Annotated in this window: 17 protein-coding genes; 14 read left to right on the top strand and 3 right to left on the bottom strand. The window is 44.5% G+C overall.

The features are described 5' to 3' along the window. Positions 1-30: 30 nt before the first annotated feature. The 3 genes from ACFQ21_RS03670 to ACFQ21_RS03660 form a co-directional block, all read right to left on the bottom strand. Positions 31-2,427, bottom strand: a complete 2,397-nt coding sequence (locus tag ACFQ21_RS03670) for a putative Ig domain-containing protein (RefSeq protein ID WP_377575004.1) — start codon at positions 2,425-2,427, stop codon at positions 31-33. 218 nt (positions 2,428-2,645) lie between these two features. Further along, positions 2,646-4,421: a T9SS type A sorting domain-containing protein gene (locus tag ACFQ21_RS03665; RefSeq protein WP_377575001.1), complete on the bottom strand. Its 1,776-nt coding sequence runs from the start codon at positions 4,419-4,421 to the stop codon at positions 2,646-2,648. Positions 4,422-5,458: 1,037 nt separating this feature from the next. After that, positions 5,459-5,587: a hypothetical protein gene (locus ACFQ21_RS03660; RefSeq protein ID WP_377574998.1), complete on the bottom strand. Its 129-nt coding sequence runs from the start codon at positions 5,585-5,587 to the stop codon at positions 5,459-5,461. 193 nt (positions 5,588-5,780) lie between these two features. Here ACFQ21_RS03660 and ispG point away from each other — a divergent pair, with 193 nt between their 5' ends. From ispG to ACFQ21_RS03590, 14 genes are all read left to right on the top strand, one after another. Next, positions 5,781-7,745, top strand: a complete 1,965-nt coding sequence (gene ispG, locus ACFQ21_RS03655) for a (E)-4-hydroxy-3-methylbut-2-enyl-diphosphate synthase (RefSeq protein ID WP_377574995.1) — start codon at positions 5,781-5,783, stop codon at positions 7,743-7,745. A 25-nt stretch (positions 7,746-7,770) separates the two neighbouring features. After that, the gene (locus ACFQ21_RS03650) at positions 7,771-8,010 is read left to right on the top strand and encodes a DUF6728 family protein (protein ID WP_377574992.1); all 240 of its coding nucleotides are present in this window, start codon (positions 7,771-7,773) and stop codon (positions 8,008-8,010) included. Beyond that, on the top strand, positions 8,011-8,367 hold the full coding sequence (locus tag ACFQ21_RS03645) for an MmcQ/YjbR family DNA-binding protein (RefSeq protein WP_377574989.1): 357 nt from the start codon (positions 8,011-8,013) through the stop codon (positions 8,365-8,367). A 98-nt stretch (positions 8,368-8,465) separates the two neighbouring features. After that, the gene (locus ACFQ21_RS03640) at positions 8,466-10,565 is read left to right on the top strand and encodes an OmpA family protein (RefSeq protein WP_377574986.1); all 2,100 of its coding nucleotides are present in this window, start codon (positions 8,466-8,468) and stop codon (positions 10,563-10,565) included. Positions 10,566-10,600: 35 nt separating this feature from the next. Then, positions 10,601-11,191: a hypothetical protein gene (locus tag ACFQ21_RS03635; protein ID WP_377574983.1), complete on the top strand. Its 591-nt coding sequence runs from the start codon at positions 10,601-10,603 to the stop codon at positions 11,189-11,191. Positions 11,192-11,491: 300 nt separating this feature from the next. Continuing rightward, positions 11,492-14,572 carry a T9SS type A sorting domain-containing protein gene (locus ACFQ21_RS03630; RefSeq protein ID WP_377574980.1) on the top strand — a complete coding sequence of 1,027 codons (3,081 nt, stop codon included), beginning with the start codon at positions 11,492-11,494 and terminating at the stop codon, positions 14,570-14,572. A gap of 307 nt (positions 14,573-14,879) precedes the next feature. Continuing rightward, positions 14,880-15,446, top strand: coding sequence for an RNA polymerase sigma factor (locus ACFQ21_RS03625; RefSeq protein WP_377574977.1), 567 nt, complete (start codon positions 14,880-14,882; stop codon positions 15,444-15,446). Further along, positions 15,430-18,063, top strand: a complete 2,634-nt coding sequence (locus ACFQ21_RS03620) for an outer membrane beta-barrel protein (RefSeq protein ID WP_377574974.1) — start codon at positions 15,430-15,432, stop codon at positions 18,061-18,063. The genes ACFQ21_RS03625 and ACFQ21_RS03620 overlap by 17 nt, the downstream gene beginning before the upstream one ends. Positions 18,064-18,079: 16 nt before the next feature. Further along, the gene (locus tag ACFQ21_RS03615; protein WP_377574971.1) at positions 18,080-18,895 is read left to right on the top strand and encodes a hypothetical protein; all 816 of its coding nucleotides are present in this window, start codon (positions 18,080-18,082) and stop codon (positions 18,893-18,895) included. Between the two features lie 52 nt (positions 18,896-18,947). Continuing rightward, positions 18,948-19,475: a YceI family protein gene (locus ACFQ21_RS03610; protein WP_377574967.1), complete on the top strand. Its 528-nt coding sequence runs from the start codon at positions 18,948-18,950 to the stop codon at positions 19,473-19,475. Between the two features lie 7 nt (positions 19,476-19,482). Then, positions 19,483-20,379, top strand: coding sequence for a DUF5777 family beta-barrel protein (locus tag ACFQ21_RS03605; RefSeq protein WP_377574964.1), 897 nt, complete (start codon positions 19,483-19,485; stop codon positions 20,377-20,379). Positions 20,380-20,850: 471 nt separating this feature from the next. Then, on the top strand, positions 20,851-21,480 hold the full coding sequence (locus ACFQ21_RS03600; RefSeq protein WP_377574961.1) for a response regulator: 630 nt from the start codon (positions 20,851-20,853) through the stop codon (positions 21,478-21,480). A gap of 89 nt (positions 21,481-21,569) precedes the next feature. Continuing rightward, a complete protein-coding gene (locus ACFQ21_RS03595) occupies positions 21,570-25,973 on the top strand; it encodes a PAS domain S-box protein (protein ID WP_377574958.1) in 4,404 nt (1,467 codons plus the stop codon). Between the two features lie 106 nt (positions 25,974-26,079). Next, positions 26,080-26,472, top strand: a complete 393-nt coding sequence (locus tag ACFQ21_RS03590; RefSeq protein WP_377574956.1) for a hypothetical protein — start codon at positions 26,080-26,082, stop codon at positions 26,470-26,472. Positions 26,473-26,518 lie beyond the last annotated feature (46 nt).

Here is a 26,518-nt window from a genome sequence, read left to right as displayed (position 1 = left end):
AAGTATACCACGGCAGTATACTTTTATAGGTTACTGTTTGGTCAGTTTGTAGAAGCGTGCACCTTGCGATGTGCGCACATGCAATACAAACAGGCCGGATTGAAAACCAGACAGATTACATCTTGTTTTCAGATCAGGATCGAGCGTATGTAGTTGTGTATATACCGATCGACCACTCATATCGCGGATGTCCACTTGTACTTCTTTACTCTCAGGCGATACCAACTCGCGTTCTTGAGACAAATCAATGGTTACCCAATCGTTTACAGGGTTCGGATATAGTATATATTCTGTTGCCGTAGATGCAGAGGATTGTTCTGAAGCGATGCGGGCCGATGCCAGTGTTGAAGTATAGCTTCCGCAGGTAACAGCGTCTACATCAAAACCATTGGTGAAACCATCAAACGCAAATGCATTGGTGGGGGCACACGTTATAGGCGTGAGTATCCGCGCATGTCGATCTGTTTTGTCTACGATCTTCACATACCGGCACCAGGTAATTTTACCTGCAAGATCAAATGCTTTGTCCAACGGAGCATTGCAATCCTGTACATATCCGGTTATTCCAATTGAAACCCATTGTGTCCCATTTTGTGAAACGAATACTTCCGCACGTTCCGGATGACTTGAGAAGGACGGATCACCAAACGACATCTCGTGTACAATAAGATCATTGCCGGGTTGATCGTACAGGTTACTGCTTAATTCCAATACTATAAATCCGTTATACCCGAGTGCGAAATGTCGTGGCGGATCACTGGGACTATCGCTGGCATCGGGTTCACCGAGTGCCTGCAGCGGATCGCTGAATTGTGCAGGTACCGCTTGACCGTTTTTCTGAAAGCCCTGGTGATAGGTAATTATACTTGCCCCGATAACACACACCGGTGGATTACAAAGTTCTGACGATGCTCCGCGTATAAGTGTTTTGGTTCCCGTGATGCCGTCCTGCCAACTGATGCGGATTGTATTCGGGTGTATAATATTCGGAGTTTGAAAAGTAGTATATCCCGGAGGTACCACCAGTGTTCCCTGATAAGAAGGTTCGTACAGCAATTCCCAATTGACAAGTATATAGGCATTTTGATTGGGATTATAGATCTCCCAGTTTCTTACCGCTATACTGTCTGCGCAGCGCGGTGTGAGTACCAGTGATAGCGGGGCATAGCCACCGACTACCTGCACGGTATAGGTGCGGGTAAATCCTGCACAGTTACTTCCGAGATAGGCGCGTATGGTAAAGGTATATATGCCGGGCATGGTCGGTTCGCCACTCAGGTAGCCGTCATAAAAGGAGAGTCCCATGCCGGGCTCCAAAGAGAGTCCGGGGGGAAGAGTGCCTGCTGTTACTTCATACTTTACAGGAACACCTAAAGATGATTGCGGGGTAGACAAGAGACCTTCGTGAACATCTTGTCCTACCCGGAAGGCGGGGAATTCATACGGATCAAACTCCGCATTCGCACACGTCCATGTATTGGTAATCGTGAGCGTATCCGTACATCCCAGTGAATTTGTACCAGCTATTTTCATACTGAATGTGCCGGCTTCCTCTACGGTTCCGTTCAGGTCACCACATGCTGAACCCGATGACGATATAGTATATCCGGGCAGTAAACTCACTGCGGTGAATTGGACAGGTTCCGCACCGCCACCGCATATACTATAGTATTCCGGTATACCTACGGTTGCGTATGTGTTTTCAGAATAAGCAACATAAAGATCGAAATATGCGCATTCAGGATTTTCATCAATCACAATAGTATATTCCTGTTCTACTGCAGTGCAGTTGTTACCAAGATAAGCACGCAATGTAAAGGTATATTCACCGGCTCTTGTGGGTGTACCTCGCAGAAATGTATCGTAATACCCACTGTCCAATAAGACAAGTCCTGGCGGAAGTGAGCCACTCGTGATATTGAAATGAAAGGGAAGGCCTAGTGGGTAAGGGGTATACTCGATGAAGAATCGTTGATTGTAATATTGATTAACAGCACCATGATTAACAGCAGCAGGTTCCGGAGCAATCCGCTCGGTTGTCATGCATTGATAGTTATGCGTGATGGTAAGTGTGTCCTGACATCCTTCAGGCGTAGAGGCCGCTATAATTATACTCTGTATTCCCGTTTCAACGGCTGAGCCCCAGACTTCAATACACGGAGAGCCAGGGGTATAATTCTGGATGGTATAGCCGGTAGGTATATGTAGCACCTCGTATGCTATGGCAGACTCTTCGCTATGCACAGAACAGATTCCATAATACTCGTACTCACCGACAAGACTATGTCCGGATTCTCCATAGATGGCCGCTATTTCAAAGTTACAGGGTAAATCCGGATCACCAGGATTATGTCCGGGCTGGGCAAGTACATTAAAACAAATGAGACAACAGAAGATGATGGACAACTGGATCAGGGGGTTTTTCATACGTTTAGTTGTTAAAGGTGGATCATTAATGATTGGATTTAGTTATTGATTATTGTTTAAAAAGAAAAAGCACAAAAACCTCTGTATCTGTACAGAGGTTATGTGTTGATTTATATAAATAGATCTAAAGACTACCGAGATGCTTCGATGACACACAAAGATTGTTGTTATAGTAACTGTTAACCGCTAATGATAAAACGGCTAACGGATAACAACTTTTAGTGTTTCATGAATTTGTAAAAACCGGAAGAATATATTCCGGTACGTACATTTAGTATATACATACCTGCCCGCAAATCACTAACCTCTAACGTTACTACGCCATCCCCCTGCAGGGTTTGTATAGTTTTGTAGACACCATTGCCACTGATGTCGGAAATATTTACTTCTACGCGTCTGTCGGCTGGTATAGCTATAGATTGATCTTTGGAGAGATCAACCGTTAACCAATGATGCGCAGGGTTCGGAGATAATATATAGGTATTGGCGCTCACGTCTCCTTCGGTACCTAATACAGGAATACCGCTGTCTTGTGCACAGGTAATGGCATCAAGATCAAAACCATCGGAGTTATCATCGAACGCCCATGCAGACGTAACTTCGCACGTTACCGGATCAAGTACCTTGGCATGCCGGTCTGTTTTATCAAGCACGCGTACATAACGACACCAATCTATTTTTCCGGAAAGATCAAACGAGTGGTCCAGTTTACTCTGGCACGTAGCCGGGTTTGTTATCCCTAATGATATCCATTCTTCGCCATCTTTTGAGACAAATACTTCTGCGCGTTCCGGGTACGTGCCAAAGGCTGGATTGCCGGCTGAGTATTCATATATAACCAAATCATTACCGGGTTGATCGATCAGTACACTGCTTAACTGCAGCACCACAAAGCCGGTATATCCCAGTGTTAAATATTTACCGACAGCATTGGGTGCATCGTTGGCATCGGGTTCGCCCAGGGTAGCCGTACCATAATTTTGTTCAACGGACAGAGTCTCTCCGCTCTTCTTAAGTCCTAGGGTATATTTAACAACGTTGGATGCATATACGCAGGTAGGAGGATTACAGAGTCCTACAAAAGATGACTTCTCGATGTTTTGCACGGAACTCACACCATCGTACCACGATATCTGAATGGTATTCGGATTGGCCGTGCTTGGTGTCTCAAAGTAAGTATCGCCCGGTTCGGCAGTAAAGGCATCTACGCTGGTTACGGCATTTTCAGTATAGAATAACAGCTCCCACTTCATCGGTACTGCAAAATTATTGGGATTGTGAATCTGCCAGTTGCGCACAAAGTTGGTTCGGTTGCACAGCTGGTAAATGATAAGTGATTTTACCGATTCGGTGTTACCCACCATCAATGTATACTGCTGATCACCCGTTACGCAGTTATCGCCCAGTATAGCACGAACTCTGAATTTATAGGTTCCGACTGTAGTTGGTACACCAGATAAGAATGCGGATGTCTCATTGGAACCACTTTGAAGTGTAAGTCCGGGTATAGAGCCTACCATTTCATATCGCACCGATTCAACCGTGTAGGGCAGTTGTAAATTAAAATCCTGGCTATAGAATTTTCCATTTATTGCATCGGGAAGCATGGAGTTTGTAGGATTGATCGACCCGACCGGTGGGCACTGAAAAGTTTTGGTGTAGTCAATCGTATACTCGCAGCCACCGGTTGTATTTGCTTTAATAACAAAGTGAAGAAGACCGCTCTGCTGAGCTGCACCGTGTATTCGGATGCATTCTTCTCCATCCTGGTAATCGTCAACGGAATACCCATCGGGTAAACTCACAACCGTATAGTGAACGGAGCTTTCAAACATATTGGGACACACCTGGCCCCATCCGATTTCGCCAACCAATCCCGATCCCAGTCCACTATTGAACTCAATCTTAAATCCATCGCATGTTTGCGCATGTATGGTAACAAGAGGCAAGCAAGACAGCCCGAAAGCTGCAAGCACTTTGAATAATCTTTTCATGTCGTTATGGACACAATGTATAGCAATATGTAGTATATGAATTCTTTGCGGGTATACCGCCACCGGACAGACCGGAACTTATTTTCGTAAGCGGCAGAGAGGGTTGGGGCCGAACTCGTCATCTTACAGATGTGATAGCATCAGGCTATATACGTATGCATAGGCGGATTTTCCATACAGTTAGGTTGTTAGAGAGGATTTACAATAATTGTTTATACATAAACTGCCCGGTTTGCCGGTGCAGCAGGATGTCAATCAACGACCAAATAAAGCCCCCGTTGATCAAAACCAAAGCAACTTTTAGACATTCATATTAAAAATGGACTGATGGTAAGCGTACAATTTTGCACGGGAAGAGGTTGGTATAGGGGCGGATGTGTTTCCATAGTGGATTATGCCGGTAAAAACGCACAAAGCCGGCAGTAACGGAATGTGATAAATCGGGGTAAAAATACCTTTCATAAGTGATAGATTATAGCTCTACCTAACTTACTCAAAAGTTGGGCCATAGCAACCTCCGGTGGGGAAGTTTATTTTCGCACAGCAACCATTTTTAGTTGCGGTGGCTGTATGGCTGCCGTTGTTGTAGTCGCTATCCGGTAATGTTGCTCCTATAAACAGCACACCGATTATAATATAGCCGAATAGCAGGAAATTACCCCTTTACAGAACTATAGCATACCCTGATTCTGCCGCGGAATACTGATATAGTATATAGATACCGTTGCCAGCTATAGTATTCTTCCGGCTGTATAGAGGCGCGCAAAATGTAGTGGATTGTCCACAAGCGATAGCATCAATATCATTGTGAAGGTCATCGGTATAGCCTGTAAAGACTGAAAACAGTAACTATAGTTATAGTATCAGACTATATACCTGCTGCGGTGAGCTACTCATGGGGCGTTGGAATCGAAATGAAGACAAGTGGCAGAAGTTTACCTGTTGCCAGGTATAGCCGGGGATATCAATCAACGGAAATTTTTCAGAAGGTTGATTTAAAGTGTGCGCAACCTACAGACTTCAGGTGGTGTTTAAGATTAAAAGGGAGGTGGTGAACGGTGGGCATTGTACGACACCGGGTACAGGATGATAATTGCGCGTTGTGGAACGAATCGTGCGCGTTGGTCTCCCAGCACGGCTGACAATTTTTGTAAAACATTTTTCATAACGGGAGAGTTTTATAAAAGTGTACCGAACTTACTTAAAAAGCGGAAGCATTGGCAATTGTATTTAATTACTTTTCAGTCGGTTACGACTGGCAGAAATAGATTCTTGCGAATCGCCATCCGCGCAACTAATAACTGGTAACGGACTAACGAATAACGGATAAACCGTTAATTTTGCACTAAACTATTTTTTGTGAATTCATCCATAGCTTCATTCAAGCAATACTGCAACAGCATCGTACAATACAGTCGCAGAAAAACAGTAGAGGTAAAGATCGGTGATGTTCCCATGGGCGGTAATAATCCCATCCGCATCCAGTCGATGACAACAATTGACACGATGGACACGCTGGGTTCGGTGGAGCAGACGATCCGTATGGTGGAGGCTGGCTGCGAGTATGTGCGCATTACCGCGCCCAGCATGAAGGAGGCGCAGAACCTGGGAGAGATTAAAAAAGAACTGCGGGTACGTGGCTATAACGTTCCGCTGGTAGCCGATATACATTTTACGCCCAACGCTGCCGAACTCGCGGCACGCCTCGTAGAGAAAGTACGCATCAACCCCGGTAACTATGCCGATAAAAAAAGGTTTGAGACAATTGAGTATACCGAAGCAACCTACCAGGCTGAACTAGCACGCATCCGCGACAAATTTGTACCACTAATCAAGATCTGCAAAGAGTATGGCACCGCTATGCGCATTGGTACCAACCACGGTTCGCTGAGCGATCGTATCATGAGTCGTTATGGCGATAGTCCGGTGGGAATGGTAGAATCTGCGCTGGAGTTTCTTCGCATTTGTGAAGACGAAGGCTACTATAATATAGTATTGTCGATGAAGTCCAGTAACCCACAGGTAATGGTGCAAGCGTACCGGTTGCTGGTACAAAAGCTGGATGAAGAAGGACTGAAGCCGTACCCGTTACACCTCGGTGTTACCGAAGCCGGTGAAGGTGAAGACGGTCGTATAAAATCATCAGTAGGTATAGGTACTTTGCTGGAAGATGGTTTGGGCGATACCATTCGGGTATCACTTACGGAAGAACCGGAAGCCGAAGTGCCGGTAGCCTATACGTTGGCCAAGCGCTATGATGATCGCGCGATACACAATCCTATTCCTGCTGTAGAAAATTACCCGGTCACTCCGTTCGAATACAACCGCAGACCTACGCGACCGGTACTTAATATTGGTGGTGTTGAACACTTGATACCGCGTGTAGTTGCTGATTTTTCTGCGAAGGAAAAAATTACCGCTGCGTCCTTTTTTGCGTTGGGATATCAGTATTCGGTTCCATTGGACAAATGGAATATTACGGACATGGCGTGTGACTATATATTTCTGGGTGATCGCACGATTGATTTTGAAATACCCGGCACACTCGGGTTGATCTACAATCACAAGACTTGGCTTACACAGAAAGACAAAGACAGAGCTTACCCGTTCGTTCGGGCAGAGCAATATATAGCCGGAGTAGAACTGTCGGATCAGGCTAATTTTATTTACGCTTGTCTTCCGGATATTAACGACACGTTGATTGCCCGGTTAAAAGAAGATAAGACTTCTGTGTTGTTTGTCGATACCTATAACAAACATGGTATGGCGGAACAGCGCAGGTTGTTTGTGGAGTTGATCAACAAAGGTTGTGATGTGCCGGTGATCATTGGCAGAGCGTATGCTGATCTAACAACAGAGCAGCTTCAGCTCTATGCGTCTACGGATTTAGGCGGATTGCTTGTGGATGGTTTAGGCGATGGTGTCTTTATAGCAGCCGAGAATTGTGGCTCAGACAAGATGATCAATGAGACAGCGTTTGGTATTCTGCAGGCCACACGTACCCGTATATCGAAGACAGAGTATATATCATGTCCTTCGTGTGGAAGAACGTTGTTTGATCTGCAGGAAACAACGGCACGTATACGCGCACGCACCAGCCATTTGAAAGGAGTGAAGATTGGTATAATGGGATGCATCGTAAACGGCCCGGGTGAAATGGCCGATGCAGACTATGGCTATGTAGGCTCTGGTCCCGGACGAATTACGTTATACAAGGGAAAAGAAGTAGTGCGGAAAAATGTACCGACAGCACAGGCTGTTGACGAACTGGTGAACCTGATTCGTGAGCATGGCGACTGGATTGAACTTGAGACAATGAACTGATGTTGCTCTAAAACAACGACACGACATGGAAGAGATTAAAAACAGCGCAGCACCTGCGCATGAAAATAAGCCGAAGAAATCAGGATGGAAAGAATTCTTTAGCCTGGGAGAAGTTGGAAATTATTTCTTCCGCAAAAAAGATCAAACACGCCCCAATAACATCAACATACGCATGATGCACGGTGTGAATAAAATTTCCATTTTCATTTTTTTAATCGGTGTGCTATATCTTATCTTCAAGCTGGTCATTAAACCACGCTTGTAAGTGAACATTGAAAATTATCGCGCATACTGCATAGGAAAGAAAGGAGTAACCGAAGAATTTCCGTTCGGTGAAAACACACTGGTGTATAAAGTGATGGGGAAGATGTTTGCCCTTACGGATGTAGAGTTTTTTGAAAGTGTAAATCTGAAAGTAGATCCTGAGAAAGGTGCTGAACTGCGCGAAGAGTACCCATCGGTGCAGCCGGGCTATCACATGAATAAAAAACATTGGATCACCGTATTGATGGATGGTTCTATACCCGATAAACTGGTGAAGCAGTGGATCGATGATTCGTATCAGTTGGTTGTTTCCGGCCTCACAAAAAAACAGCAGGCTGAATTGATGTCATTAAAGTAAAACGCGGTCTTTTGCGTTCGCAGGTAACGGAAAATTTCAGTCTAACCGCATCGTTAAATTTTCGTATTATTAGTACTTCAATTGAGACAACCATCATCATGCTGCTCCGCCTCTTATACTTCATTGTCTGTATTGGTGTAACTATACCAGTCTATGCACAACAGGAACTGGTACGCGAAGATTTCAACAACAACGCTAACTTGTGGGGACTTGAGGAAAACAGCTCGCGAAATATATATATGGCTAACGGCAAACTGGTGCTCGATAACAGGAGTAGCGAGAGCGCCTTTGTGAGTCACGATTACCCGGTCGATCCTGATAAAGATTTCTACATCGAAACACAGATTAAGAAGAACGCAGGCGGCAATATTACCTACGGGCTATATTTCGCGGATACACGTAAAACGAAAAACAATAAATGGTATTATTACCTTATTGCTCCGGACGGTCGCCTTATCTTTTGTGAAAACAGCAGTGAGAAAACCGATTATCTATACTATCAGAATGAATCGCCTGTAGTGGCACCATCACCGACCGGGAACACATTGGCTGTAGAAAAGAAAAGTGGTGTTACCAATTTTTACTTCAACGGTCAGAAGATGTTTACACTTTCCAATGTACGCTTCTGGGGAAACTTTGTAGGCTATGCCTTGTACGACCAGGGAGCAATTGAAGCTGACTATATAGTAGTAAAACAGAATTTCAAACTGAACCTCGTGCCGAATGCTTCGGTCAATTATACCAAAGATAATTTAGGGCCGGCTGTTAATACAAAAGATGATGATATTATGCCGATCATCAGTGCCGATGGAAAAACACTATACTATGCTGTTGAGAACGATCCGTCTAATGCAGGCGGTACCGAAAATTCTGATATATGGTATACCACACGCAAGGCGGATGGTACTTGGAATCCGCGAAAAAATATAGGGACACCCTTAAATACGCGTGAAGCAGACTTCGTGGTGAACGCTATGCCCGACAACAACTCGCTTCTTATCAATGGCGACTATGTGAGCAGCAACGGAACGATAAACAAATACGAAGGCTTATCCATGACGCATCGTACGCGCACGGGTTGGAGCCTGCCGGAGAAACTTGTGATCGATAATTTCTATAATTACTCTACCGAAGTCTCATTTGCACTTTCGCCCGATCAGCAGGTATTGATCTCATCCATCGAACGGGACATTACATACGGCAGTACCGATCTGTATGTATCGTTCCTGCAATCGGACGGTACGTGGACAGCGCCTGAAAATATGGGATCGGTTCTCAATACCTATGGTAAAGATATAACACCGACCATCGCTGCCGATGGTAAAACATTATACTATTCAACCAACGGCAAGCCCGGGTATGGCAGTAATGATATATTTGTTACCAGGCGGTTGGACGATTCATGGAAGAACTGGTCCGAGCCGCAGAACCTCGGTCCATCCGTTAACACCATGAACTGGGATGCATACTATAGCGTGCCGGCATCCGGAGATATAGCGTATATAGTATCGAACGACAAGAGCCAGGGCGGTGCTGATATTTATAGTATACGCGTGGTGAAGGAAGCGCAACCGGAGCCCGTGGTAATTGTGCACGGTAAAGTATATAATAAAACGACCAGCCAGCCGATAGGGGCCACGATTACGTATCATGATTTGACCAACGGTAAAGATATAGGGAGCGCAGAATCCAACCCTGTAGATGGCAGCTATAAAATGGTGTTGCCCTATACCAAAGCCTATGGTTTCCTGGCGGAGAAGGAACAGTTTTTATCCGAGAGCAGTAACCTGGATCTGAGCGAAGTAAAAGCCTATCAGGAAGTGCAGCGCGATTTATACCTCACACCCCTGGAGGTTGGAAAAACGGTTACGTTGAACAACGTGTTCTTTGTACGCAGCAAAGCTGACCTGCTTCCGGAAAGTTATCCGGAGATTGAGCGACTGGTAAAAGTGTTGAATGATAATCCTGCGATCAGGATTGAATTAACCGGTCATACGGATAACATCGGTAATCCTGCGTTGAATAAAGAGCTGTCAGAAAAGCGCGTGGAGACCATCAAGAATTACCTGGTAAGTAAAGGTATCGCAGCCGATCGCATTACCGGTAAAGGATTGGGCGGAACTAAACCGGTTGCCAGCAACGCTACCGAAGACACACGCAAGCTGAACAGGCGAGTGGAGTTTACGATTGTGAAGTAATCTGTAGTATACCTCTATAGCATAAACCTGTTTTTATGATGAAGCGCAGTTTGTTCATTGCACTTTTAATTCTGGTAGCAGGAGCGGGGGTATATTTTGCCTGCTATTGGATCAACACACAACCGGTACAAATTCTGAATGCCGGTGAAGTAAGCGATGTTGAGAATATACCCGTGCGCAATAAACAGATTCTTGAGTTGGTAAATGCAGAAGGAAGAACGCTGGCTCCGGATTACAAGCAGGTAGTGTGCACAGAGTTTGTTATTAAAGTCATTGAGAAATTTACTCCGTTAACAACAGCTGAGGAGAACAAGATCCGGATTATTACCCGTGAAGATATACCGTTGTTATTAATACAGCAGTCACCGGTTATAAAGGGAGTCCATACATCATTAGTTGAAGCACGTAAAGGCGAAGAAGTTCTGAAGGCAGAAGATGTACGTCCCGGAGATTTTGTGCAATTCTGGAATACGTATTTAGGTATACCATACGGACATTGTGGGGTAGTTTTTGATGTTGAACCGCATAAGAGTATAACTATATTTTCATCGCACCCGATAACCGGTGGGTACGGCAAGCAGAAATACCTGTGGCCCGACCAGGTATTTTTCGTTCGGCTCAAGTGAGATCAGGTTATGAAAATGTTCTCACGTTCCGCTGGTATAGTCCGCTTCTTTCTGCATTCATCTATACACCGGCTTTGCTAGTTATTTTTTCGGCATGATCTCTTCCACGGGAAAGGTATATGCATGATTTATATACCAATTGAATACGTTTCATACCCCCCCTGAACATCTTATACCCTATAAGTTAACTTTTTGATACGGTGGCAGGCGGTGATTTTCCCTAGGTTTACGCAAACGATTTAGTGAATCATTAAAACGATTGCTACTCGTGAGATATCTCAAAATTAACCAGTAAACCTTATGAAGAGTTATTTTACAACAGAACCCGGCCGGCTTCGAATCTTCCCGCAGGGAAGGCAACGGTGGCTGTGCATCATGATGATTGGCCTGTTACTCGCAGGCGTTTCAACAACAGATCTGAAAGCTCAGACAACGTACAACTGGGGTAACGTTGCTATTGGTGGAGGGGGCTTTGTATCTGCAGTGGTAACGAGCAGAAATCAGCAGAACCTTATGTATGCACGAACCGATGTTGGCGGGGCCTACCGGTGGGATGCAGCCAGCAGCAAGTGGATACCCTTACTTGACTGGGCTGCCGAAAATGAAAAAGGATATCTCGGAGTGGAATCACTGGCGATCGATCCGCAGGCACCTGCCAAACTATATATGCTTGTCGGTATATCGTATTTCGACAATGGTAAAACCGCTATACTTCGCTCTACTGATTATGGTAAAACATTTTCTATTACCGATGTTACTTCACAATTCAAGGCACATGGTAATGGCATGGGAAGACAAACCGGGGAGAAGCTGATCGTAGATCCTAACAATGGAAATATACTCTTTTGTGGTACGCGCTGGAACGGATTGTTCAAGAGTACCAATGCCGGTGTAAGCTGGAGTCGTGTAACATCGCTGGATGTAACTACTACACCCAATGAAAACGGGATCAGCTTTGTGGTGATGGATAAATCCAGCAGCACCTCTGGCACAGCAACCAAGACTATATATGTAGGTGTATCGCGTTCCGGAAGCACCAATCTATACCGCAGTACGGATGGCGGAACTACATTCTCGGCAGTAGGTGGTGCACCCACAACCTATATGCCACACCGTGCCGTATTGGCCAGCGATGGTAATCTATATATCACGTATGGAAACGGAGCGGGCCCCCATGGACACTGGTCTGTTCCTGAACCGATGGATAACGGACAAATATGGAAGTATAACACTTCAACCGGTGCGTGGACCAATGTATCTCCATCCGGTATAAATCGTGCCTTCGGGGGTATATCTGTTGATCCAAACAATGCCAGTCGCCTCGTAGCAACTACCATCAATACCTACCTTCCGCAAGGCGGCCCGTATGGTGACAGAATATTTCTGAGTACCAATGGCGGTGCCAGCTGGACAGATGTGATCGCACGCGGATTCAGTCTTGATTCAAACGGTATATCCTGGATAGCAGGACACGCCATCCATTGGGCAGGTTCTGTAGAGTTCGATCCGTACAACACCAAGAAGGTATGGGTAACATCCGGTAACGGTATATTTTCTACAGACGATATTGATGCTACTCCCTGCGTATGGAAGTTTCGGGTACAAGGATTGGAAGAGACGGTACCACTGGATATCGTAAGTATACCGAGTAACGGTCCGTTGGTTTCCGTGATTGGTGACTACGATGGATTCAGACATACCAACATTACACAATATACATCGATGCATTCACCGAGCACCGGTACAACTACCGGGCTGGCATGTGCATCACAGAATACAAATGTACTTCTGCGCGTTGGTAACAATATGTATTACTCTACCAACATGGGTGTATCATGGACCGAGTGTACCAAGAATGGCAACAAAGGTAAAGTCGCTATATCTGCTGATGGAAATACATTTCTGCATTGTCCCGAGACTTCAACTACAACCTATCGATCAACCAACCGCGGCACTTCGTGGACTTCCGTAAGCGGACTAAGTATAAATGAAGCTCGTCCGGTAGCTGATCCTGTAAATTCAAACAAGTTCTATGCGTATGATCCGGGCAGCGGTTCCATGTATATCAGTACGAATGGAGGCTCTTCATTCGCGGCAACCGGAGCTCCCGGTAGCGGAGGAGGGAGAGTGATTCGTACAACACCGGGCGTAGAAGGTCATTTGTGGGTGCCGTTGTTTAACGGAGGTTTGTCGCGATCAACAAACTCAGGACAGTCGTTTACCAAACTCTCCAGCGTAACGTACTGCGGAGCAGTCGGCTTAGGAAAAGAAGCTCCCGGTAAAACATACCCGACACTCTATATCTGGGGAACCGTAAGCGGTGTACTCGGTATACATCGTTCAATTGATGAAGGAGCTACCTGGACACGCGTCAACGATAACGATCATGAGTATGGCGGACCAGGCAATGGTGAATTTGTTATAGGAGACATGAATGTATACGGACGAGTATATATGAGTACAGCAGGTCGTGGTATAGTATATGGAGAACCTGCCAGTTGCACACAGACTGCCATAGTACCCTATATACAGATAAACGGAGGTAGCTGGCAACAAACAGCGTCTGCTTCATTAGCAGCAGGAGGATCGGTAAAGTTCGGTCCGCAGCCCACAACGGGTGGCTCCTGGAGTTGGACAGGTCCGAATAACTTTACGGCAACAACACGCGAGATTACTATATCCAATATACAATCAGCACAAGCCGGTACCTATACCGCCCGCTATACCAACAGCAGCGGCTGCGTGAGTACACAGGCTTTCACCATTACTGTTACAGGAAACAGTGCCATTGTTGTGCGGGCTCGTGGTGTGGCAGGTGGCGAGACCATTGATCTCCGCGTGAACAACACAACTGTAGCTAGCTGGACACTTACAACAGCGTATCAGAATTTTTCATCGTCAGGAAACGGTACGGTTACTGTTCATTTTACTAACGATGCAGGATCACGCGATGTACAGATCGACTATGTAACGATTGGTGGTGTAACCTATCAGGCAGAGAACCAGGCAACCAACACAGGTGTGTGGATGAACAATACCTGTGGCGGCTCGAACAGCGAATGGCTGAATTGCAATGGCTATATCAGTTTTACTACCAGTAGTGCGCGCTTGGCTGCACCTGAAGTTGCCGAAGTACCAGCAGAGTCAGACTTTATTCAGGCATATCCGAACCCAGTTCAGGATAAGGTAACGGTTCGCTTTACCAAAGAAATGGCGGGCGGTAATGTTCTATTTACCGATGTAACCGGCAAAGTGCAGCTGACCAGCAAGGTTGAATCAACAGAGCAGACATTCGATCTGACGCAGTTACCTACCGGAATATATATGGTACAGGTGGCGGGTGAGAAGACCCGGTTTGTTGTGAAGATTGTAAAACAATAGCGTATGTTAATAAAAACTCCCCGAGGCAATCGGGGAGTTTTCGTTGTTTTAAGATCATATACCCCTCTTTCTTTATTGCCAACGTTTTTGTCCCTGCTTATTTCCGCAAGCAACGCACACAATAAGGTTATTTTTAGCAAAGCTTTCAGTTTAATGACTATACCGTTTTATCTGGTAGAATTTGGTCAGAGGAATTTCTCTTTCGGTCTTATCAATAGAAGTATAACGTGTAAATTCATAAAAATGACGATTCGGAAGGCAACCCTTTTTTTTAACCCTGCGTCTGGTGGAAGATTCTAGAAAAAACTTGGAGGACCCAAAGCAGATAAAAGTGCTGCTTCAAGACTGTCGCAAAGGCAGTCGTGAAGCACAGAAGCGTCTTTATGAGCACTTCTATGGGTATGCTATGAGTGTTTGTCTGCGCTATTCAAAAACAAAAGAAGAAGCAAAAGAGATCATGAACGATGGTTTTATGAAGTTTTTTACGCACATACATCAGCATGATGAAGGAGCTTCTGTAAAATCATGGTTGAGAAGAATAATGATCAATACCGCTATTGATCATTATCGCAAACACAACAAACATTATCACCACCAGGATATAGAGGATAGAACGGTTCAGAATATGGCCGACAACACACAGGGCAATGAGACAATTTCGTATGAGGAATTGATCAAGATGGTGCAAAAATTACCAGACGCGTATCGCGCGGTTTTTAACCTGTATGTTATCGATGGTTATACTCACGAAGAGATTGCCGAACAACTGGGAATTGTAGTAGGCACCTCGAAGTCGAATCTGTTCAAGGCGCGCGAGCACCTGAAGAATCAATTACGGAAGATAAATATTAATAACTATGCGCAATATTTCTGATAACGAACTGGACAAGTTGTTCCAGGATGCTGCGCAGCGGATCGAGCCTGAGTTCGATCCGGGAGACTGGGATAAATTATCAAAGCGCATTGACCGCAGTGATCGGATCAATCTCTTCAAACGAATTGCTATATACCTTTCGCTGGCGTTGCTGCTCATATTCTCTACATGGTTAGGTATTAACTACTATCGGGGACAATCGGACAGCAAAAACAATGCAGTCAACAACAGCGATGCGGGTATAGAGAAAGAAATACCAGATTACGCAGCTGCTGGCGAAACACGAAATAGTACGGATACAAATGCATCCGCAGAATATGCAGGTATAGATGCCGGTGATGATAACGGTACGCCTGCCGGTTCTTCGTCAGAAGGTGCAACTGCTGTATCGCGTGACTCTCAGAATGGACAGACTTCTTCTGCAGGGGATCAGGCTTCATTATCTGCCGGAAACAATACCGATACACAAAAAGCGAAAGATATAGCAGCGGCAGATCAAAATCGTGCGATAGCATCAACATCAGCTACGCAGTCGGCTGTGCAAAATACAGCGGAGCGTAAAAATACCAGCAGTAAATCAACTTCGACTGCGGAGAACAATTCAACAGCAGCGGGTACAAAAGATCAGAACGGTAATGCTATTATACATAAATCGGCTGAGCGTACAGCCACAGACAACGATCAGCAAAGGATACAGAAGCAGAAGCGAGCCGTTGCAGGAGAGAAGAAGAAGCGTGATGAGGGTTCGCTTTCTGCTTCCGGTAATTCAGAAAATAACGGTAGTCAAAAAGATCTGGCACTGACTTCTGAAAGTCAACAGAAAACATCTGCTATAGAAAAAGATGCGAAATCGTCATTAACATCTGTGCAGGCTGAAAAATCTTCTAAACAGGCGGGTAACACAGCTTCAAGCAATGAGACAACAACTGGTAATAATCAGAAGAATGAAAATATAGCTTCTGACACACAGCGTTTATCGTCCGCGTCTATCACTACAACTTCCAGTGAGAAACAAAACGCAGCCAATACGAAAAGCAATGCGTTAACCGGAACGAGTACCGGTGCTGATGTAATGAATAATTCAGCAATACAGAATGATGGGACTGCAGCAGTTGCTACCAATCAATCAAATACATCTGATCAGGCGAAGGCAAACAGCAATACTCTTTCATCTCAACTGAAAAATAAGGAAGCATCTGCTTCCGGTACTTCGGATACTTTGGCTTTAACGGATACCCGTGCGAAATCGAAGAATAGTGCGATGCTGAACGATCATAATGCTACATCCGGCAATACAACCGCCAATCAAACCGGTAATGCAAATCAAAATATAGCGGGTGCCGATAGTCTTTCAACGGTGACACCTGTGTTGAAATCAAACGACAATATTTCGTCTGTTGCAAAAGGCGTTGTTGAAAAATCAACAGACCGGGAAAATGTGACTGGTGTGGTTGCGAATGATCGTCCTGTAGAGAAATCAACTTCAAAAGAAGATTCATTGCAAGGCAGCGCGCCTGCGCTTGCAAATGTATACAATGAAAATAAAGGTATATCTGCTGCTGACTCTACCGTTGCAAATCGTAATCGTACGAATGAAGGAAATCGCGACACAAGAAAAACGGCAACTGGCGGAATTGAGAATGCCAGTACTCAACCTGCAAGCGAAATTGATCGCGCTTCGGCATCAGACAGTCTTTCTCGCAATGAAGCTGATTCCAAACCAAAAGTGATAGATAACGCTGCTCCTGCTAAAGATGGTAACACTGCTAAAGGAGATGAAGCGTTCGCTAAATTAACAGACGATAATGCTGGTAGAGAAAAACAGACTATATCATCCAGCACAGGTACATCTATCGATTCATTGAGCAATCACCCCGAGTCTGCAATTCGGAAGGCACGCGAAAAATCAAACGCAGTTACTGTAAACGACAGCACGCTGGCCAAGCCGATCACAAAAGCTGATTCACTGAATCATGCTGCAGAGAATAAGAATGCAGCGGAGGATAAGCGTGAAGAAGAGAAAAAATCAAACGAGTCAAACTGGTATGTAAAATTGCTGGTGTCGCCCGACTTCAGTTCTATTGGTTATAACAAGCCTGGTAAGACCGGTTTCAATTTTGGCTTAACCGTTGAGTATTCGCCTGCTAAACACTGGGGTTTTAGCACTGGTGCTATATGGTCTAAAAAATTGTACGATAAAAATAATCCAGGTAAGTCATATTCATACGGTGGCACATCGTTTGAAGCAGATTACCTCGATGGTGATTGCAGGGTGTTGGATATACCCATCAACATAACATACTATATATTGCCGGAAGCCCGTCTTAACTTCTATGCAACAGTAGGAGTGTCGTCCTACATTATGTTGAAGGAGGATTATGTATACACGGTTACCGAGAATAATAGCAATTACTATTACTACGAAGATTATAAAAACGAAAATCGTCATTGGTTCGCTATGCTGAATATTTCATTCGGGTTGCAGTATAGAATCAGTCCGAGATTACAACTTCAGGCCGAGCCATTCTTAAAAGCACCGATGTCGGGTGTTGGTCAGGGTAAAATTGATCTGGTAAGTGCCGGGTCGTTCTTTACGCTGAAGTATAAATTGAAATAGGTATAAATGTATATATATGTCGAGCAGGTTAAAGTTTGTTAACGTAGTTGTTTTATTGATTGTCCTCGTGCGCTGTACAAATCACGTTGAAACCGAAGTGGTGGATTGTGAAGCGAATAAGCCTTCGGTTACGGTAGAGAGTACAACGGACCCAACCACCTGCGATAGCAATGATGGCTCTATTGTTGTAGCAGGTACCGGTGGAAGTGAATCGTATCAATATAGTCTCAACGGTGGTACATATCAGTCATCAGCAACTTTTGCCGGACTGGGTGGTGGTACCTATACTATTACTGTGCGCGATTCTAAAGGTTGTGAAAATGTAGTGCAAGGGACACTTGTTATCAAGTCAACAGACCTGGCAGCTACCTATGAAATAACCGAAGACAGCGAGTGTTTAACAAACAACGGAACCATTACGGTGAACGCTACCGGTACAAATACACCGTTCGAGTTTAGCATTGGGTCGGGTAGTTTCAGTTCAACCAATACCTTCACTGATTTGCACTATGGTGCCTATACTGTTCGGGTGAGAGACTCTCAAGGTTGTACTATATCGCTGAGTATTTCTGTTGTGCGCGGACAAACCGGAGTAAGCTGGACAGGCGATATTAAACCGATCATCGATGCAAACTGTGCTATATCTGGTTGTCATGTAAGTGGTAATCAGATTCCGGACTGGTCTAACCTGACCAATGTTCAGAATAATGCTACTAATATCAAGACACGGACCAGTAATGGTTCAATGCCTCCGGCCAGTCAGCCGCGACTTACGCAGGAGCAGATCACCAAGATCGCCTGCTGGGTAGACGATGGTGCAAAGAGTGACTAGAAATCAAACAGGGATTCTGAATCGAATAAAGTAAAAATTAAACATTATGAATATGAAAATCCGCTTAGCAGTGATGTTCGCATGTATCGCGATAGGAGCCAATGCGCAGAAGTATACCTCTGAGAAAAGTACTGTTACGTTCTTTTCGAGTGCAGCACTCGAAGATATAAAGGCAGATAATGCTAAGGCATCGAGTGTGTTTGATGCGTCTAATGGAAATATAGCGTTCGTAGTGCCGATCAATGAATTTCAATTCAAGAAGTCGTTGATGCAGGAGCACTTCAATGAAAAGTATATGGAAACTGAAAAATATCCGAAGTCTACCTTTCAGGGAAAGATCGTAGGGTTTGATGCAAACGCGGCTACACAGAACGTAAAGGCCCAGGGTAAATTAACAATCCACGGAGTTACAAAAGATGTGGAGATTCCCGGAACGATTGAAAAGCAAGGCGACAAACTGGTAATGAAGTCGGTATTCATTGTAAAGCTGGAAGACTATAAAGTTGATATCCCGAAACTGATGTGGCAGAATATAGCGGAGCAGGTAGAAGTAACCGTAAATTTTACATACAAACTTTAAGAGATACATGCAGTCGATCAAGAGAAATATAGTCGCTTTAAAAACCATTTTTGTTTTCTTCTGTACATCGCAGGCTTTTGCACAAGACGATCTGTTGAAGGAGCTTGAGTCAAGTTCGGAGAAGGAACCATCGTATACTGCACAAACTTTTAAAGGTACACGGTTAATAAATGGTCACTCCGTTGAAACCATTGGTGAAGGAACGCTGGAGTTTATCTTCTCGCACCGTTTCGGTCGCCTCAATGGTGGCTTGTATGAAATGTACGGCCTTGATGATGCGTATGTGCGTCTCGGGTTGGAGTACGGTGTTACCGATAATTTTGGTATTGGTATCGGTCGCAACTCGGTCGATAAAACAGTTGACGGTTACCTGAAGTATAAATTGGTGAAGCAGTCGAGAGAAGGATCGCCTGTTACAGTCACTGCGTTCGGAAGCACCGGGTATAAAACATCTCCTAAAGATGCTGACGTACCGGATGGTTTTCAGCGTACCGATCGTTTATCATACACAGCTCAGCTTTTGATTGCCAGAAAATTTACATCCGCTTTATCTCTTCAGTTGATGCCTACGCTGGTGCATAAAAACTGGGTAGCGCTTGATGAAGGTGATAACAATCAGGTTGCAGTTGGCGTTGGCGGTCGCATAAAAATGACCCCCAGTGTTTCGGTTAATCTCGAATATTATTACCGGGTTAACCCGAGTGCCGCAGCTTCTTATAATGATGCCATTGGTATAGCAGTAGACATAGAAACCGGTGGTCACGTATTTCAGATCATCTTGACGAATACCCGCGGTATGATTGAGCGTTCGTTCATTACGGAGACTGATGGAGACTTCTTTGATGGCGATATACACCTGGGCTTTAACGTTACTCGGGCATTCCAACTGAAAGGCAAGCGCTAGTTTTTACAAATTCGCATGTAATGCCTACCCCATTGGTAGGCTGACTCAGGGCCCCGGATTCTCCTGAAAGAGAGTCGGGGCCTTGTTCATTTTGTAACAACACCTACAACATTCTAAGTAAAAATTACATGCTGGACGTACGGGTGGACATTACTTTTTGGATTAGAAACGGTATGAATGGTCGTTACGTCAGGAGGAACGGTAAGAAGTGGGTGAAGGCATATTTAACAAAAGGTACCCATTCCGGAGCGATCTGATAACGTGGAGGACCAAAGTACACCTTTTTGTCATGGTGCAATTTGCGTGATATCGTAAAGGGGTTTACATATTTGTTCAAACGTCAGGGGATCAATCCGAATATGTTGTTACCCTTGTTCGCTTTAAGCATCTAAGGTACACGGCTACTTACTTACGGTCGGTTGGAGCCTTGAACCCGACAAAAATTGACAGAAAAGAAAACTCAATAACTATATGGTAAAACTAATTGTAATTGATGATCACGCGCTATTCAGAATCGGTCTTGTATCAATCCTGAAAAAAGATCCCCGATTTAACGTTGTGGGCGAGTACAATAGCTTTACAGCTGTAAAGCCTCACGTTCAGGATCTGAATGCGCACCTTGTGTTGATTGATATTTCGTTGGATAAGGAGAGTGGGTTGGATGTTGCAAAGTACTTCAAAGAGAAAAAACCTGGTATAAAAGTAGTTATACTCAGCTCGCACAAAGAAGAGTTCTATATCGTGAACGCGATGGAAGCCGGCATAGACGGCTATATCCATAAAGATGTAGAGTCGGAAGAACTCATCCTGGGGCTGCACAAAGTATTGCAGGGTGAAAAGTTTTATTCCCTGGAGATATCAAACCTGCTGGTGAGCAGCCTTTACAAGAAATCCTACCGAGGCCTTCCATTCCTTACTAGCAAAGAAAAAGAAGTTGTGAAATACCTGATCGAAGGATGTTCCAGCAAAGAAATTGCTGCGCGTATGGAAGTGAGTCCAAGAACAATTGAGACACACCGCGCCAACGTGTTGGGTAAATTCGATTTGAAAAACACCACAGAGCTGGTCGCTAAAATAGCCGAACAGAAAATACGGTTCTAAAAGGTATATATCCGGCAAGCCTGTATATGAACACGTAAAGTTGTGGCCAGCAGGTCATGCAGAGAAGCGCGTCATTAAATCCGCATGTCATGAAGGGGAGCATAATTTTCTGTTTGGTATTGGGGAGTTTACTTGGCAATCATGCCACGCTCGCTCAGAACAAAAAGATTGATAGTTTAAAGACTGTGCTGAAAGTTCTTCGGCAAGATACCAACCGCGTGAAGACACTTGTGCTTTTATGCGATGCACAGTCTTATGTAGATTACGATGCTATTCCTGAAACAGCGAACCAGATCTTGACGCTGTCTGAAAAAATAGATTATCCCCAGGGCACTGCGAAGGCCTATACATTTCTGGGGGTATATAACGATCGAACCGGAAAATCATATCTTGGAATAGACTACTTCCTGAAAGCACTTCGCATTTACGAACAACTTCAGAATAAAAGACTCATCGCTGCCTGTTATAATAATATAGGCGTCATTTACCTCACGCAGGAGGATAACCGGGAAGCCTATAACTATTTTGATAAAGCGCTCGATGTCTGGACTGCATTAAACTATAAAAGCGGAATTGCCCGTGCGCTCAATAATATAGCAATAGTTTCTGAGAGGGAAGGGAGAGATTCGCTGGCACTTGAATATTACAGTCGTGCCCTGAAGTTAAATGAAGAACTGGGAAGTAAATCTTCCGTAAGCGTAGTCCTGAATTCCATAGGTAAAATATACTTTCGAAGACATCAGTTAGCGGATGCATTTACGTATCAGCAACGTGCGTTGCAGGAAGCAAAGGTAGCCGGGGCTACTACCCGTTATGCCGTTATATATTTAGCCATCAGCGAAATTTACCTGGAGCAACACAAATATAAAGAGACTTTGGAGGCTGCTCAACGCGCATTGCAGTTCGCCCGCCAGGTAAATTCAAAAGAAGAAATTGCCAATAGTTATAAACTCATCTCAAAGGCATACGAAACCAATAATGATTTCAGAAAAGCGTATGCCTATCAAAAGCTATACATGTCATTGAATGATAGCTTGCAGCGATCCGAGAACAAGAGTGCCATCGAGCGATTTCGCAATAACTATGAAATGGAGAAGCAGCAAAAAGAGATCTCCGTTCTTTCGCATCAACACCAGATCGAAGTACATAGAAGAAATAGTATACTCATCACCCTGGGCGGTCTTGTCTGCGTGTTCTTTTTGATCTTGAGCCGCCAGCGCCTGTCAGCAAAAAAGAAACTGGAGGTAGAACGCAAGAGCCTGGAACTCCTGAAAGAGCAAGCACTTCGCCTGGAGAGTGAAGTGAAGTATAAAACGCTTATTGAAAGTACATTGCTCGGCGTATCTATAGCGCGAAACCAGCAGATCATCTATGCTAACAAGACACTGCTCCGGATTTTTGGCTATAACAATATCGAAGAGTATTTTCAGAAAGGTGTTGTGGGCGTTACCACGCACGCTACTACGGAAACACGGGAGTTGATAGAGTCAATCATTCGTAGTTACAACGAGGGTAACGAAACACCTCAATCGTTTATAGGTCACTTTTACGATAAGGATAATAACATCCGTTCATTCGAAGTACAGGCCGGAGATATAGTGTTGGAGAACGAGCGCTGCCGCATGTATGTACTCATCGAGATAACGGACAGGCTGGCGGCTGAAAAGGCATCGGAGGAGATGGAGAAGCTTTTCCGTTTATCGCAGCACTACTCAGATATAGGCAGCTGGCGCTGGAGTTTTAATACAAGTGGTTTACTCTGGTCGAAGACAACCTATAAAGTTTATGGTGTTGATACTTCAGAAGAAGTTAATGCCGAGCGATTCTTTCAATGTGTACACCCTGAAGATCGGGACAAGATTGCGCTTGCCGCGACTGTAAGCATCGAACGCCATGAACCTTTTGAAGTTGAACACCGGACAGCTCCTGAAGAAGGAAAGTCGGTTCGTTGGGTAAAACTTAAAGGAGATGTATTTCGAAATGAAGATGGCGATCCGGTTGAGATCTTTGGTGTAGCGTGGGATGTAACGGAAGCAAAACAGATTGCAGAAGAGTTAAGACTTAGCAAAGAGAAATATAGAATACTGGCCGAGTCGGGGCATGAAGTACTGGGGCTATACGATTTGAATGGTATCGTACAGTATATTTCGCCAGCGGTTGTACGTATGTTCGGATATTCACCCAACGATATAGTAGGACAGAAGTTAACGGGAGATCGCGCACATCCGATGGACAAACGTCAGCTTCTCACCAACTTCCGGCTCGCACTCAGTCAGCCGGACGAGTCTGTTATGATGAAAGTCCGTATGAAACGTAAGGACAATACCTATATCTGGTGTCAGAAAAGTTTTCGGGCAATTAAAGATCAGGATGGTACTGTAACAGGTATACGTTGTCTCACGCGGGATATAGGATATGAAATTGCCTATGAAGAAAAACTGAATCGTTCGAATGCGCGTCTTACCAATTCCGTGCGGGAGTATAAAACATTAAATCGTAAGCTTAACTATTTGTTGAAAGAGTTGGGTAAACGATCACGGCAGATTGAAAGCACCAATCACAAGCTTACCATATCACAGCGGGTATTGAAGCATACCTACGAACAATTAAAACTGAAGACAGATGCGCTGAATGAAATCGCCATCATCGTTTTGTGCGACCGTTATGGAAAAATCTCGGATGTAAACGAAATGTTTGAAAGCGTTATGGGCTATGATCGCTCCGAAATCATCGGCAATACATACAACGAACTGAAACATACGCTATACAATTCGGGCATGCACACCGATGATTTCTTCAGAGATATCTGGATCGATGTGATGGAAGGTCGCGGCTGGCATGGTGAAATCTGCTATCGCGCTAAATCCGGGAACCTGGTGTGGTGTCTCAAACACATGGTGCCCGTTACTGAAAACGGTGAGTTTGCCGGGTACTTCTCTTTCAGCTATGATATCACACTGGATAAGAAGCGTGAAGCAGAGCTCATGGAAGCGAAACGTTTGGCGGAAGTAGCGTCTGCAGAGAAAGAAGACTTTCTTTCGGTGATGAGCCACGAGATACGTACTCCGCTCAATTCGGTTATCGGTTTGTCTAATCTGCTGTTGAAGAAACAACCGCGTGAAGACCAGTTGCCAATCATGAAGACACTGAAGTATTCGAGCGACAATCTGCTTCATCTTGTAAATGATATACTTGATTTTAACAAGATACAAGCCGGCAAGATCGAGCTGGAAGATATAACATTTAATACCATTGAGTTCCTGCAGCAGTTCCAGGCAGCGTATCAACCTATAGCATCCGAGAAAGGACTTGATTTCCGGGTAACAGCCGATGCAACTATACCTACTATACTAAGCGGAGACTCGATGCGACTTAACCAGATCCTGAACAATCTTGTTAACAACGCCTTGAAATTTACCCAGCATGGTCAGGTAAAAGTAAAAGTGTCGTTAGTCACGAAGAATGAAAATCAGTGCAAGTTGTTATTTGAAGTGCATGATACCGGTATCGGTATTTCAGAAGATAAACTGCCTCATATATTTCAGCCGTTCCATCAATCTGAAAAATATATATCGCGTAAATTCGGTGGTACCGGTTTAGGACTCTCGATTGTAAAAAGTCTGGTGTCCGTGTTGAAGGGTGAAATCTCCGTGAAGAGTAAAGCGGGAGAGGGCTCTGTATTCTCCGTGGTAGTTCCGTTTAATATCTGTTCCGTTGCTATACCACAGCATGTAGGTATAAAAGAACGGAATGAAAGTGCATTGATAGCATCGTTCAAAGGCTATCGGATTTTGTATGTGGAAGATGTAGAGTCTAACCGCATGGTAGTGGAAAGTTATCTGAAAGACTGCGGAGTAGAATGTACGTTGGCTGCGGATGGCGAGATCGCGTTGAAGCACACAGCCAATAAAACATTCGATGTTATCCTCATGGATCTGCAGATGCCCGGTCTGAATGGTTATGAAGTTACCGAGGCGCTGCGTTTACAACCGGGCGGACGTAACAATCATACTCCGGTTATTGCTTTTACAGCCGAAGCGTTGTCGGAAAATCTCAAGACACGCACGGCCATGTATCACATCCAGGATATCATTACAAAACCTTTCCAGCTTGACATGCTCATTCGTAAAATCGTAAAAGTGTGTCCGAAGCGAAGAGAGGAAGAAGACTTCCTGTCGTTCCAGTTTTATGAAGATGTATTCAACTATAATCCGGAAGAGATGGAGAAAATTAAAACTATCCTGATAAATGATTTCCGGTTAATGGAAGAAAACATAACACGATACGTGGAAGAGCAGAACATGGATGGTATACGCGCAGAAATTCATAAACTTTCTCCGATCGTAAAGAACCTGCGTTGCAACGCCCTGATACGTTCGTTTGAAGAGTTCAGAAAATACCACGAGTATTCACCGATTATCAAAGATTTACATATCGAACTATGCAGGCATAACACCATGCTTTATAGCTATGTAGAGAACTTGCAGTATTGACGAGGGAAGGGCTCGCATTGTTCGTTGCAACAAAAGAGACGGGGCTGCCGTTGAGTACAATCAAAAAATCAGATAGATTTAGTGTCTCAAAAAGCCCTTTACCCCTATGTCCCTTGTAAAAATCAGCGACAACAAGTATTACATCATTTCGATATCTCCTGAAAAGAACAGAGCCTACCTGAAGATTCTGGGCTTCTGGAGGAACCCTGAAGCCGTACCAGATTATCTCAAACACTGGACCGCTGCAGTGTCCAGGTTGAAAAGAGGTTTTACGCTTTTAACAGATGCCTCTGAGATGAAAACACATCCCAAAGAAGTAGTAAAGCTGCACGAACAGGCACAGGCAATCTTGCTGAAAGCCGGTGTTGTGAAAGTAGCAGAAATACTACGGGATGATGACCTGGCCGAGATGCAACTCAATGCCGTGGCTAAAACAACACAATTTCCCAAGCAGAATTTTAAATCCGTGGAAGAAGCGGAAGCCTGGCTCGACCAATAGGTAAATATAGTCTGTTCGGATGTTTGTATTTAGTGCTATATTTATG

The organism is Ohtaekwangia kribbensis (genome assembly GCF_042676245.1).
GTDB classification, from domain to species: Bacteria; Bacteroidota; Bacteroidia; order Cytophagales; family Cyclobacteriaceae; genus Ohtaekwangia; species Ohtaekwangia kribbensis.
Note: the sequence above shows the minus strand (reverse complement) of the source record. Positions and strands in the feature narration are given on the sequence as shown.

What these genes read in the sequence shown, in the direction of transcription:
- ACFQ21_RS03615 (WP_377574971.1), top strand. Translation starts at nt 18,080, where the DNA reads ATGTCGAGCAGGTTAAAGTTTGTTAACGTAGTTGTTTTATTGATTGTC.
- ACFQ21_RS03620 (WP_377574974.1), top strand. Translation starts at nt 15,430, where the DNA reads ATGCGCAATATTTCTGATAACGAACTGGACAAGTTGTTCCAGGATGCT.
- ACFQ21_RS03600 (WP_377574961.1), top strand. Translation starts at nt 20,851, where the DNA reads ATGGTAAAACTAATTGTAATTGATGATCACGCGCTATTCAGAATCGGT.
- ACFQ21_RS03635 (WP_377574983.1), top strand. Translation starts at nt 10,601, where the DNA reads ATGATGAAGCGCAGTTTGTTCATTGCACTTTTAATTCTGGTAGCAGGA.
- ACFQ21_RS03665 (WP_377575001.1), bottom strand. Translation starts at nt 4,421, where the DNA reads ATGAAAAGATTATTCAAAGTGCTTGCAGCTTTCGGGCTGTCTTGCTTG.
- ACFQ21_RS03595 (WP_377574958.1), top strand. Translation starts at nt 21,570, where the DNA reads ATGAAGGGGAGCATAATTTTCTGTTTGGTATTGGGGAGTTTACTTGGC.
- ACFQ21_RS03610 (WP_377574967.1), top strand. Translation starts at nt 18,948, where the DNA reads ATGAAAATCCGCTTAGCAGTGATGTTCGCATGTATCGCGATAGGAGCC.
- ACFQ21_RS03590 (WP_377574956.1), top strand. Translation starts at nt 26,080, where the DNA reads ATGTCCCTTGTAAAAATCAGCGACAACAAGTATTACATCATTTCGATA.
- ACFQ21_RS03670 (WP_377575004.1), bottom strand. Translation starts at nt 2,427, where the DNA reads ATGAAAAACCCCCTGATCCAGTTGTCCATCATCTTCTGTTGTCTCATT.
- ACFQ21_RS03660 (WP_377574998.1), bottom strand. Translation starts at nt 5,587, where the DNA reads ATGAAAAATGTTTTACAAAAATTGTCAGCCGTGCTGGGAGACCAACGC.
- ACFQ21_RS03630 (WP_377574980.1), top strand. Translation starts at nt 11,492, where the DNA reads ATGAAGAGTTATTTTACAACAGAACCCGGCCGGCTTCGAATCTTCCCG.
- ACFQ21_RS03640 (WP_377574986.1), top strand. Translation starts at nt 8,466, where the DNA reads ATGCTGCTCCGCCTCTTATACTTCATTGTCTGTATTGGTGTAACTATA.
- ACFQ21_RS03650 (WP_377574992.1), top strand. Translation starts at nt 7,771, where the DNA reads ATGGAAGAGATTAAAAACAGCGCAGCACCTGCGCATGAAAATAAGCCG.
- ACFQ21_RS03605 (WP_377574964.1), top strand. Translation starts at nt 19,483, where the DNA reads ATGCAGTCGATCAAGAGAAATATAGTCGCTTTAAAAACCATTTTTGTT.